The sequence below is a fragment of the Xenorhabdus budapestensis genome (genome assembly GCF_002632465.1).
In the GTDB taxonomy this organism is placed as follows: domain Bacteria; phylum Pseudomonadota; class Gammaproteobacteria; order Enterobacterales; family Enterobacteriaceae; genus Xenorhabdus; species Xenorhabdus budapestensis.
Window position 1 is genome coordinate 33,933 of sequence record NZ_NIBS01000015.1, and the last position, 13,199, is coordinate 47,131.

Annotated in this window: 11 protein-coding genes; all 11 read right to left on the reverse strand. The window is 30.7% G+C overall.

Going from position 1 to position 13,199, the window contains the following annotated elements:
* Nucleotides 1-428 precede the first annotated feature (428 nt).
* Complete coding sequence (locus tag Xbud_RS13200; protein ID WP_099136495.1) at nucleotides 429-1,652, reverse strand: glycosyltransferase family 4 protein; 1,224 nt, start codon at nucleotides 1,650-1,652, stop codon at nucleotides 429-431.
* Nucleotides 1,652-3,484 carry a glucosamine 6-phosphate synthetase gene (locus Xbud_RS13205; RefSeq protein WP_099136496.1) on the reverse strand — a complete coding sequence of 611 codons (1,833 nt, stop codon included), beginning with the start codon at nucleotides 3,482-3,484 and terminating at the stop codon, nucleotides 1,652-1,654. The genes Xbud_RS13200 and Xbud_RS13205 overlap by 1 nt, the downstream gene beginning before the upstream one ends.
* Nucleotides 3,485-3,563: 79 nt before the next feature.
* Complete coding sequence (locus Xbud_RS13210; RefSeq protein ID WP_099136497.1) at nucleotides 3,564-4,655, reverse strand: glycosyltransferase; 1,092 nt, start codon at nucleotides 4,653-4,655, stop codon at nucleotides 3,564-3,566.
* A complete protein-coding gene (locus tag Xbud_RS13215; RefSeq protein ID WP_099136498.1) occupies nucleotides 4,652-5,680 on the reverse strand; it encodes a glycosyltransferase family protein in 1,029 nt (342 codons plus the stop codon). Before Xbud_RS13215 ends, Xbud_RS13210 begins: the two co-directional genes overlap by 4 nt.
* A complete protein-coding gene (locus tag Xbud_RS13220; RefSeq protein WP_145956637.1) occupies nucleotides 5,680-6,924 on the reverse strand; it encodes an O-antigen polymerase in 1,245 nt (414 codons plus the stop codon). The genes Xbud_RS13215 and Xbud_RS13220 overlap by 1 nt, the downstream gene beginning before the upstream one ends.
* Before the next feature lie 31 nt (nucleotides 6,925-6,955).
* On the reverse strand, nucleotides 6,956-8,311 hold the full coding sequence (locus tag Xbud_RS13225; RefSeq protein ID WP_099136500.1) for a polysaccharide deacetylase family protein: 1,356 nt from the start codon (nucleotides 8,309-8,311) through the stop codon (nucleotides 6,956-6,958).
* Nucleotides 8,312-8,348: 37 nt separating this feature from the next.
* Nucleotides 8,349-9,056, reverse strand: a complete 708-nt coding sequence (locus Xbud_RS13230) for a PHP domain-containing protein (RefSeq protein ID WP_099136501.1) — start codon at nucleotides 9,054-9,056, stop codon at nucleotides 8,349-8,351.
* A gap of 1 nt (nucleotide 9,057) precedes the next feature.
* On the reverse strand, nucleotides 9,058-10,215 hold the full coding sequence (locus Xbud_RS13235) for a carboxylate--amine ligase (protein ID WP_099136502.1): 1,158 nt from the start codon (nucleotides 10,213-10,215) through the stop codon (nucleotides 9,058-9,060).
* A gap of 13 nt (nucleotides 10,216-10,228) precedes the next feature.
* A complete protein-coding gene (locus Xbud_RS13240) occupies nucleotides 10,229-11,482 on the reverse strand; it encodes an oligosaccharide flippase family protein (RefSeq protein ID WP_099136503.1) in 1,254 nt (417 codons plus the stop codon).
* Nucleotides 11,467-12,567, reverse strand: coding sequence for a DegT/DnrJ/EryC1/StrS family aminotransferase (locus Xbud_RS13245; RefSeq protein ID WP_099136504.1), 1,101 nt, complete (start codon nucleotides 12,565-12,567; stop codon nucleotides 11,467-11,469). Before Xbud_RS13245 ends, Xbud_RS13240 begins: the two co-directional genes overlap by 16 nt.
* A 37-nt stretch (nucleotides 12,568-12,604) precedes the next feature.
* A complete protein-coding gene (locus Xbud_RS13250; RefSeq protein WP_099136505.1) occupies nucleotides 12,605-13,186 on the reverse strand; it encodes an acyltransferase in 582 nt (193 codons plus the stop codon).
* Nucleotides 13,187-13,199: the final 13 nt, after the last annotated feature.

Sequence of the window (13,199 nt, forward strand, 5' to 3'; positions counted from 1 at the left end):
TACTCCATTGAATAAACTGTAAGAGATCTAGTTTTGACTGACAGATCATATTAAGCTCTTACTTTTCAAGTGAGCAGGCTGATTCATGGCGGGCTCTAAGCAGAATTGAAAAGCGAATTCATGCGTAAATATCGTTCTTTTTTGATGGATGGAGAGCAGTGGAATATAGTTTACCAATAGGTTCTATGATTATTTGGACAGAATATTATCTCCATAGATGTATTCACTGATCTTTTTCGTGGTAATACACAAAGAGAATATTTATGCCATAATGCCTTCAAAACACCGCAAAGAAACTCATATGAAAATAATACTCTGAATGGGTGTTTTGGAAGGCTTAATTCTTAAGATCCTGTATATGATTGGGTATATATGTTATATAGGAAATAATTACAGTTAAAGATTTCGATATGAGATTAATTAGAGTATTAAATTTTATCAAAAATAAAATCTAAATAATCATCTGCTAGTTTAGTATAATTACGATTTTTAATTATCCAATCCCTACCTTTTTCACCAATTTTATCTACTGCAAGTTTTCCCTGCTTTTGTAGTTCTTCTATTTTTTTTGCTAACGCTTCTGTATTATCTGATGGAAGAAAATAGCCACACTTAGCCTCATTTATCATAGATGGATATCCACTATATGAGGCTAATATTAACTTTCCAGATAACATATAGTCAACAACCTTATTAAGAGATTGCCCATAATCCCAAACTTTTGAATTAAAGGTAGAGAAATAAACAATATTTGCTTTTTGTAGTACGGAGGCAACCATTTTTCTAGGGACTTTAGGTGCAAAAATAACATTTTCAAGGTGTGAATATTGTTCTTGGTATGTTTTTTTTAATGCACCATCGCCAATTAAAACAAATTTAATGGTCTTGTTATTTCTCATTAATTCCGCAGTTTTAAAGAAAGTATTTAAGGCATTTGTAATGCCTATTGTTCCTGCATGTACTACATTAAAATAATCACTATTGAGATATTTTGATAGATATTTTTCATCTATTGTATCTTCTTTTTTTAGCATTGATTCATGAAACCCCATAGGGATGCATTTTACATTTTTCTTGTAGCCAATTATATTTTCAACATGTTCACTGAGATTAGGCATAGTACCGACAATAGCATCAGAGTATTTATATCCTATGTATTCTATAAAAGATAGAGCTATGACAAAAGGATTGTACTTACTAAATCCACCTTCCTCAATAATTGTAAGAGGCCAAATATCTCTGATTTCAAATATAAGTTTACATTTATATCTTCTCTTTAAAATTAAACCATTTAGTATTGTTAATAGGGATAAGCTAGAAACGATAATAGCATCTGGTTTATTAAATCTCTTTTTATTAATAAAGAATAAATTCAACTCAAAGTGGATCCATCCAATGATTCTTAAAAGGCTTTTTGGCGTTTTATATTTTAATGTTTTTAACCAATAGATAGAGAAATTTTCATACTTGTCTATTCTTAATCGATTATCTATCTTCGGCACATCGAAAATAGAATTAGAGTCTGACGTTATTACTGTAATGTTATGACCTTTTTGGGCTATTTCATTTACCAAAAACCAGTCTCTTCCTCCTAATGTATTTTCAGTTCTAGGCGAAAAGTATTTTGAAATTAGCCAGATGTTTTTTTTCATTATAGGTCCTTGTTGAAATAATAAATTCTTGGTATTGAATTTATTATTTTTATAACTTCAGTAAAATCCATTCCTAAAACATCTAGATACCAGCGAATATTTTCATATCTAGGTTGATTTTCATCTTCTATCAATTTTAATGCTTGATCACGAGTCAATTGTCCTTCACGAATTTGATTACTTCTGAATGTATCATGTTCTGTAAATCCCGCAACAAGATAATAAATATAATTATAAAAAGCAGCAGTGCCATCACCTATACGCCATGTTGTATTTGTATCGACAGCTGTTTCCCAATCATATTCATTAATAAGAGTATTATCTATCAGATTTTCATCCCAACGCCAATAGTCAAATATATGGTAGTAATCTTTCTTCTCGGTAAAACTACGATAGTATTCACCAGAAAGGGTATCCCACAATGAGCGGTTAAAGTAGCTAGGGCTGGCTAGCATAGCTTTAAATCTTAATTTTTGGTATGCCAGTTGTTTTTGCCAGCCATGAGTATAAACACGCTTTTCTTCAAAATCGGGAGGAATACCTAAAAAACCGGCTTTGAAATGTGTAACTTCAAGTGGATTAACTCCCCATAAATTTAAATCAATACCAGTCTGTTTCTTTACTGATTCTACATGCCTGAAAAAGTGTTTATCACCTGCTGTTAAAATACTTATCATACCTAGATGTGGGGACTTTAGCCACGCCTTCAGGTTCATTGTAATATTACGGCGCTTTTTATCTATATCAGCTGCGATGATTATATTTTCAACACCAAGCTTAGAGCACATTCTACTAATATTTCTGCGACCTAGATCTGTGACCATTCCCCAATCATAAGTGTATGTAACAGGATTCATCTTAAGTTCTTTAACAATAAGATGTAGTCCATAGCAACTATCACGGCCACCAGAAAATGGCACAAGACAATCAAGTTGATTTTTTTTACGATAGGGTTCAACTAATTTAAATAATTCTTCTTTCGGCTTTGGGTTATTACGAGGTTTATAGTTATTACAATAGTTACATACACCTTTTTCATCAAAAGAAATAAAGGGCATTGTTTCTGGGAGTATGCATTTAGTGCAGCGTTTTAAATTTGGTTTCGGATATTCTAGTAATTTTTTTTCCTCTCCAATATGTTTAAACTTTGGAATTATATCTCGCTTTCTCTGATGGTAATCAGAAACATTTAAATTATCTTTTTTCGGTATGTCAATAATAATTTCGTTATCTTTAACTTGTTCTACGTTTTCACAGTTTAAGCATTTAAGAGGGAATTCTTCTGATGAAAAATAAATATCTTTTCCTATTTTTCCAACATATAAACTACCATTATTTGAGAATATAGCCATTTTTCCTAATTTAGGAATAGCTACAGCACATGCAACAACACCCTGACATAGAGATAGTATGGAATGAGAAATACCATCTATACAACCTGTTGTCTCTATATGATTTTCTGCAATAGCTGCAATTACTTCGGTATCGATCTCGCAGTTTCTTTTTGAATGAATTTTATTCCATATGTCATTGTCATTTATGATAATGCCATTATGAATTACGCAAATTCCATTCCGAACTATAGGTTGGTTATCTGATAAACCATTCGTAATAAGTCTACTATGTCCAAGAGCAATTTTAGTTGTATTTAATTTTGTTTTTGATAGAAGTTTTCTAATATCATAGTCTGCTCTGTAAATATCATAGCTTATTTCTGTTTCAAATATTAAACCACTTGAGTCGCGACCGCGTTGACGAGCATGTTCTGCGAGGATTCTTAAGTTTTTTAGACTGACGGATGCTTGAGAAACTATGCCAAAAATACCACACATATTATTACCACCTAAAAACCAAATAAATTTTTAATCGAATATATTATAGAGTAATGAAAATATTGAATAACTGATATAACTATTTTTTTAAAACCTTAGCATATGTATCCAGCATGATTTTAACACAATATTCCCAATTGTAATTTTGCATTACATGAGTTTTTCCTGCATCTCCCATTCTCTGGCGCAGGTCAGGCTCTAAAATTAATTTTTTAAGTGCATTAGCCGCATCTTGAGGGCTTTCTTTAGGAACAACAATACCAGTAATACCATTTAGGATTACTTCTGGCAAACCGCCTACATTGGAAACTATAACAGGCCGACCAGCTGCACCTGCTTCAATAATAGCAACACCAAAGCTCTCATTCCTGCTTAACGCAATATATATATCTAAATGAGAGAGTTCATTAGGGACATTATGGTGAGGGACAGCCCCTATAAAATGGATACGCTCATGAATATTCAAATTAATAGCAAGTTGTTTTAATTTTTGGAGTTGAGAACCATCACCAACTAAACGTAGAGTAATTTGATTAGCAATAGCTGGGTACTTTTTCTCCAGATCATTATATAGTAAAGCGAAAGCACTTATTAAAGTATCGATACCATATTTGTAAGCCATAGTTTTTACAGTTCCAATTACTATTGGCTTATTGTTTGTATCTGAGACAGGTGCAATGGAAAGATAATTTTTGGTATCAACCCCAAATGGAGTTATAGGGATATCTCCAACATGGGGAGCAATTAAACGGGTTTGCTGTGCCATGCAATGACTCGTTGATGCGACCAAATCAGCTTTCATTATATTTGTTTTTACTAAATATTTATGTAGGAATGACTTATAGGGAAAGTCGTAAACATCACTACCCCATACTGACAATATCCAAGGATGGTACCCAACTAATCTAGCAGTAGTGGCATAACCACTAGCATAGTGAGCATTTACTATATCAGGTTTAATTTTTTGTAGTAGCTTCTTTACCGTTAGCACCATCGTGAAGTAACCAAGTATGCCTCGATAGGGAAGTATATGAAGATTTACATCTGATATAAGAGTATCAGTTGCAGGGTGCTGTGAAATAACATGAACTTGGTGACCAGCTAAGCTTAAACCATTAGCCCAACGAATTGTGTGAATAGATGAAGCCGCGGAAAGTAAAACTATTTTCATTTAAACACCTGTTTATCCATGACATTTTTTATTAGATTAATTCTGTCAATTTCTGGTATCTTTGTCGCTAGATTAAATGAACGATCTAATACAGCATCAAAATAGATAGTAAAGTTGTTTGGTTTATCAAAGTAATTAACCACTGGTTTATTTTGTAGAATATAATCAAATACTTTTGTGCCATACTCATAGTCTGGACTTCGTAATAAAGCAATTCCTAAATCACTTTTAGAAATAAGGTTAAATAATTCTTTTTTTTCTAAAGAGGGAAGGATGTCTAATGTTCCTCTGCCATTGGATATCTTATAAAAGTAATCAATGACCCACTGATTTGAATCTTTATTAGAACCTACTAGATGAATCTTTATTTTATTATTGGAATATCTTTCTAAAATGACATTTAACAATTTTTTGACGTTGGAAGTTCCATATTCTGAAAATTTTCCAGCACAACAAAAAATAAGTGTATCTTTATTTTTAAGGGCATCTTTATTTTTTTGTATTGTTTGAGTTAAATGGGAGGGTATACTAATATTTTTAATGTCAGTGAATAGGATTCCATTTGGGATTACTAGTATTTTTTTTGCTGATATTTCTTCTAGGTATTTTTGTAATCCGAGTGTACATGTAATAGTAAGATATGATCTTTTAATCATAATCCTTTCAATAACCTTAGCTATTTTAGCTTTAAATTTTTTCTTTCGAAAATCACCACCATAACCTGAACTAATTTCTATAGACCAACCATCTCGAATATCTAGAATTATATTTATATTAGGAATTAAAAAACTAAAGAAACCTCTAAATTCGGGCATTGATATTAGCAAATAAATGTTTTTGTTTCGAAGTAGAAATATTATTAATTTTATTTTCTCAAAAATAGTTTTAGGGCATTGACGTTTTAAAACTAACCAACTCTTATTTTCAAAGTATTCTTGAAATGCAGTAACTCTAGATTTAGCAGGACTTCCAGGTAATGCATGAGGCTCTAAGATTAGTATTTTTTTCGACGAGGTAAAGCTCATTAAATATTATCCTTATTTAATATGTTAAGTTTAAAGGCGATAAACATATAAACGCCTGCAGAAAAACCCAATACGGGCCAATAAATTGGTTTTGAATACATTAGCAAAATAAAACAATAGAGAGAACAGCCTAATGGAAGTAAAATATATTTTTTTTGTGTCTTGTAATATAAAAAAAGAAGCCTTATTAATGGATAAGATATAATTAGAATGAATCCCAAAAAACCAAATATTCCATACTGCTGCCATGCAGAATATATATCATGAATATAATTTCCTTTTCCTAATTTTAAGTGACTGCCATAGGCGCCCAATACTGGATTTTCAGCTATATTATTTATATTTATATCCTTTATTATTGCTCTCTCATTCCAAGATGAAGACTTTTTAAGTGAGAAGATTTCAAAATTTCTATTATTAAATGATAATTTTTTAGGTTCTTGGATAAAGGAAAAAAATACGACTGGAGCAATAATTGAAATAGTAATAAGATATACACTACTTTTTTTTAATTTGAGGTTTCTCACTATAGATACAATGTTTATATAAATCAAACAAAATAAAAAAGAAATAACTAAACCAAAGAATTCAGAGCGTCCTCCGGATGAAAAAACCATAAAAACACAGATAAAGAAAAAAAGATATTTATATCTTAGATCTGAATTAAGGATAAGGATGCTAAGTATAACGACTGAAAATGAAACTAATTGATAGTTTATAATGTTTTCAGAAAAATCGCCATATATAGAATATAATGAAACAGGGATTGTTGCGCCATCATTGTACTCAAATAAAAAAACACCTAAATAGAGTGCTAGCATGATATATAGTAGATAAGAATTTAGAGATTTTGTGAAAATGTAAAATCCTATAATAAAATAAGCTATAATATATATTTTTGAAATGAAGGATTCGTTGAATGCTATCAATGAATATGAATCATTTGAAAAAGAAAGATATGATAAATCATAGATAAACAATAGAAGCAAAAAAATAAAAAAGAAATAAAAAAATAAAGGATCAGATGATTTTATTTTTTTTATTTTTAAATAAAAAATAAAAAATAAAAAAATTAAAGAAATATGTGCATATAATGCAACACCAGGCCATACATGCTCACCATACAACTTATAGGCGTAGCCTAGGCTCCAAAAAAATGGGATAAAAATAATAAAAAAAATAGACAAAAATATAAAAAATACTATATATTTATTACTGTGCTGATGAATTGGTTTTTTTTTCATAAAAATAAATAAGATATTGATTAGATGAAAATCAAATTTGTATAGCAAATTTATACATTGAAAAATCCTGTTGACATGTAAATGAGCTATTGTGCCATAGTAAAGTAAAACAACCACTTACCTTTCGACATGTAGATTTTATTTTTTCGATTTTATCATATGCAGCTTGACTATACCCCATATTTAAATATCTAGATGTTAATATAGTACATTCCATAACAATAAGAGGCCGAATTTGTATTTTTAATATTTCCTGAGTCATGGGGTTAAATCCAGGATACTCATAACAAGTACCACAGCGGAAGCCTGGATGATCTGCATAACCCAGTGTCGTATCATAATCCATACCTGCATCATTCCATGCTTGCAGGGTAGTTGGGTGTTCCCAACGTAAGTAATGCATCCTGCCACCCCATACCGATTGCTTAATACCTTCTTCATCACAGATTCTTTTTAGTCTTTTTGCTTCTGAATCTATTAAATATGGTTTCTGATATGTACTATAGCTAGGATGTAATCCAATTTCATGACCTCTGGCATGAATACGTCGCATTAAATCACGAATGATCGGGTGATCTGGTTCATAATCGGCATCTTTGCTTGTATCAGTTCGACCACATATAAAGTAGAATGCACTTTGTAGTTTATTATTTTCAGATATTGTCATTAGCCAATTAAAGGTATTATAAATATCAGCAGAATGTAGTTTTTTTTGGCTTGCTAATTTGATATATGGAGCATTAATAAATGCTTTCAGGTCATGACGCTTTATTAAATGTCCTGCCATTATGCGTCCTATAGATGACCATGGTTGAAAGGCATAAAGACTTGGTGTATCGACATCATGAGAGATTTTGATATTAAATTCATGTTTTCTAAGTTTTAAATTTGGCCAAACTTTCTGTATAACTTGCCCCAATATATGCAACCATTCATCTACAATCGGGCGCTCAAGGTAGCCATATTTGTATGCGTGTGAGGCAATTGCGGGGAAACGCTGATGATTATCTAGATCTGTACGTCCGATTTCTTCTAGTCGGTTTAACATCCAGTAGATTAAACCTAAAATATCATAATTAATAATCGCAGATTGATTTTTCAATTCAATTAGTTGATTTGGAAAATTAGTAATCCCAGGAGCAGGAATAGATCGCTCTAATATACTTTCCCAACCACTTCCCATTGAGTCCCATAAAGAGCAAGGTATATCACCACCGAATTCAGTCAATTTTTTCTCTAATTTAGGAAATAAAATATACCCAGTATCCTGATGTTTTAACATTAATTTAAGTGAGTTATTTTCTTCAACTAGAAGAAAGTAATGTCCAAAATGATTTTTTAATACTAGGCAAAGCCAATCAAGTGAATTTTTTGTAAAGTTAGCCATGTAAGTACTCATTAAACTTTAATTGGTGGTGTTGAAATTAAATATTTTTAAGTATTTTAAATGAAATAGTCTGTTTTATGGTTGACTTCAATAGATTATAAAATAATTTAATATTTTTCTTTTTGATTGATTTAATAAACTGTGAGTAAATTAATTCAATATTAGTGGTTTTGTGTTTTTTAATTAATACTATTCTTGAACTCATAAGTGATGATTTAAAATCACCATTTCTTTTAAATTCAACTATTGCATTTCTTAAACATGAATATGTATGCGCATCTGAAGCGTAATATGTTTTTTTATTGTGTTTAGTTGATAAATTTTTCGCTTTTAAATTTTTACTATCGTCAACTCTAGAATTAAAGATCTCAATTAAGTCTGCATTTTCTGCTATTTCTTCAATATTTTTATGACCAACATATGGGTGAGGAAAAAGAAGTAAACCATTTTGATTTTTTACTTGTTGTATAAAGGAAGAGAACTTCATTTCAGTTATTTCATGTTCTATGCCAAGTGCAATAACATCACCATACTCAGTTTTATACTCAGCTGCGATAATAATTTCTAGATCTATATTTCTTTTTTCTACATAGTCTTTTAAATTTAATGAACCATTTATAGTATCATGATCAGTTAATACCAAAAAATTTAAATTATTTTTTAAAGAAAATTTAACTATTTTTTCTATTGATAAGATAGAATCAAATGAAAAACAAGAGTGAAAATGTATTAATCCTCTGTACACATTATCTCCTAAATAATCTTTTGATTAAGACTAATTTAATAAAACCATATACTAATTTGAAAGTGGGAAAAAAATCCGACATCCAAATGTTACTTTTCACCTTAGGATTAAAAGAGTCTTTTAATACATTTATTATAGATTTTGGGTTTTCTATGGCATGTAAAAAATCACCATCTAGAGGCCAATGATACTTCAGAGGATACTTATAATTATTATCATAGCTTATTTTTTTTCTTAGATAAATATCGATAAGCGCCTTAGGAAAATTAACATTAGCTTCTAAAGCCAGATCAGTAGAACCCCAGAATTTAGGATTAATCTCCATTAAAATAGGAATGCCTGAATCATTTAGTTTAAATTCAACCATTGCTACACCATGCCACTCTAGATGATCAAGTAATATTCTACCATATTTTTCAACAAGATCATTTTTAAAGCTTTCCGCACATACACTAGCACCACCACTAGCAGGGTACTCCCGAATTCGTTTATGTTGAAATGTGAGTCCACATTGTCCATTGTCATAGACAGCAAAAAAGGCACATCCAGCTCCAGTAATATATTCCTGGAGCATGGGCAAACCGTCGCTTTCTTTTATATTATATCGATTACATAAATTTTTATATTTTATTAGCAGTTCAGCTTCATTATATACATAGTCAACAATATTTCCACCGACTTCATATAGGCCTTTAATTACGCAAGGATAATTTATTTCATTCTTTAATATGTCTAATTCATCAAAGCATTTTGGATAAATCGTTTTTGGAATCGGAACTAGTAACTTTTCAGCAAGAGTATAGGTCGATGACTTATCAAACGTTATAGTTATAATGTCATTATCAACTGTAATTATTTCAATCTTATTTTTTTTTAATTCATCTTTCCTGGGAACTATTTTCTTAAATGAATTAGTACCAACTAAAATGAGTAATTCAATTTTAAAAATTTTTAATTTTTCTACTAGTTCTTCAAATGTATAATTATCATTTAATATTATTTCATTATTTGAATACTTAGACATTCCACATAGTGAAAACCTATTAAAAGTAATAACATAAGGACTAATGCCTAGTTTCCCTAGAGCTCGAACAATTCCTAATGAATGTTTATATTCAGCATCTGTAACTGCAATTCTCAAATTTTTATATTTTTCCATATTAAAATATACCTTAACCTTTAGCCATATTGCCTAGTATAAAACCATATAATATATAAACAAAACTGATACCGATTGTATAGCTGGTTAAGAAGTATTCGAATGAATTTCCATATGATATATAAAGAATTAATAAATTCATTGATAGCAATACAACATTAAATATCAAATAGATATTTTGTTTTTCCATGATTGTATCAATAGGGCTAACAGTTGATACAATAAACCTTATAAAAAATAAAGGACATATTAGTTTTGCATAATAACCAGCAATACGCCATTCTTCTCCAAATATAATAGAAAATAAATCCTCTATTGTTAAATAAATAGATATAAATAAAGGAATACCTATGAAAAGTAATTTTTTTATTGTACCAATAAAAGATTTAATTGCTTGACCTGTTTCCTTTTTTTCTTGAGCGGCTTCTTGGAAAAAGACTTGACCTATTGAGCCTCCTATCAATGAAGATGGCATACCAAGAACTCTTTGTACAAGAGAGTAAAATCCTAATGTCATAAGATTAAAGAGTGATGGAATGATAAGATTAATAAGGTATAGCGATAGATTATTACATAAAACTGCTAATACAGAGTAGGTAGGAAATATTTTATAACGCTTTGCTTGGTGAAGGATTTTTTTTGTTGATATGATCTTAATTATGTTTTCTTTATTAAAGACTGCCTTCAATAGCTTACCATTAGAAAATATATTTGACAGTAACTGGCCAAAAATTAAACCATTAGCACCAAACTTTAGTAATCCTGAAGTTAATTGTATTATGGCAGATATAAGAGATTTAATAATAACTGAATTTCTTAGAGTTTTGTAGTTTTTAATTCTTGTATTAAAATAATTTAATAAATTAAATAGGCCAGTAAAAAATACAGCTAATGGAATAATATATAGCCAGAATCCTATTTCTTCATTATTTAACAAAGTTATTATTTTACCATGAAAAATTATAATTAATAACATTAGTGTTAGTGACAAAAAAGTATTAATGATTAACCCTAAGGTAAATAAATTGATAGCATCTTCATCATTTTGAGGTAGCATAATAGCTAATTCATACCTGGCATTAATGATGCCTCCAATTATAGCCACAATAGACATAAATAGAGCTAATACCCCAAAATCACTTGGGGTATAGATTCTTGTTAATATAGGACTTATTGCTATAGGTATCGCTTGTGCTACTGTTGTACCTGTCATTAATGTGATTACATTTCGTGTAAACTCACTTCGGATGGTTAATTTCCTTGGCACGCTATGATCTCTTTTAATTTGTTAACTATTTTCTTTTGATCTTCTTTGCTCAGGTATGGATGCATAGGTAAACTAATTACTTCTTCTGCAATTTTATCACCAACTGATAAAATCATATTAGAATCAGCTACAGCTGGCTGTTTGTTTAAAGGTATCGGATAATGTACAGCGGTGGGAATTCCTAAATTTTTCAATTTTTGTTGTATCTGTTCACGATTTGATACACGAATAGTGAATTGAGCCCAAGCAGAAATATTATGGTCGGCGACAAATGGTATTGTATCTAGACCAATTTCATTTAATAAGTGAATATATTTAGAGGCAACTTGATTGCGTAGTGTAATTTCTTCCGATAGAATTTCTAACTTAGGTAGCAATATCGCTGCTTGCAAAGTATCTAAACGACTATTCACACCGATCCGAATATGATGATAACGACGATCTTGACCATGACGTGCAATCTGTCTCATTAATAATGCTAATTTATCATCATTAGTAAATATGGCTCCACCATCACCATAGCAACCTAAAGGCTTACTTGGGAAAAAACTTGTACAAGCAACGGTACTTAAATTGCAGGATTTTTTTCCTTTATAAGATGCACCGAAACTCTGTGCTGCATCTTCAATGACAGGAATATTATGTTTAGCTGCAATAGCATTAATTGCATCGAAATCTGCACATTGACCATATAAAGAAACAGGAATGATCGCTTTTGTCCGTGGAGTAATTGAAGCTTCAAGTTTTTGAGGGTCTAGATTATAAGTTTTAGGACAAACATCAACATATACGGGTTTAGCACCTAATAATGCTACTGTTTCTGCTGTTGCAATATATGTAAAACCAGGAGTAATGACTTCATCGCCTGGACCAATACCAAAAGCCATTTGTGCAATTTGTAAAGCATCTGTGCCATTAGCGACGCTGATGCAGTATTTCGCTCCTATAAATGCTGCTAGTTTTTCTTCTAATTCAGTAACTTCTGGTCCTAAAATATATTGACCATGAGATAATACACGTTGAATACCTTCATTGATTTTGTCTTTTATACGTGTTTGTTGTGTGTTTAGATCAATAAATTGCATAGTTTTACTCTTATCATTCTAATTAATTTATTCTAACTTACGCTTTTATCTGTTGAAGCGTATTTCCTTTTAATACGTATTTAATGCCTGTATGTTGGCAAACAGTTTCAGCTTCACCATTTAGAGGAAGATCTAGTTGTTCACCAAACTCACTCATCCAGCCTATTTGTTTGGCAGGTACGCCCACCATCAACGCATAATCGGGTACATTTTTATTAACTACGGCTCCGGCACCAATAAATGCAAATTGCCCAATTGTTACACCACAAACAATGGTACAATTAGCCCCCAAAGTAGTACCTTTTTTGACGAGAGTATTTTTATATTGATCTTTACGTTCAATTAATGAACGAGGATTATAAACATTAGTAAACACCATGCTTGGTCCACAGAATACACCTTCTTCAAGGGTAACATTATCATAGACTGAAACGTTATTTTGGATTTTACAATTATTTCCAATTATAACTTTATTACCAACAAAGACATTTTGGCCTAGTGAAACTTTTTCCCCAATTATTGCACCACTACATATGTGTACGAAATGCCATATCCGAGAGTTATTTCCTATTTTGGCTCCTTCATCAATGATTGCGCTTGGATGTTGATAGTAGTTCATGGTGTTTACCGTT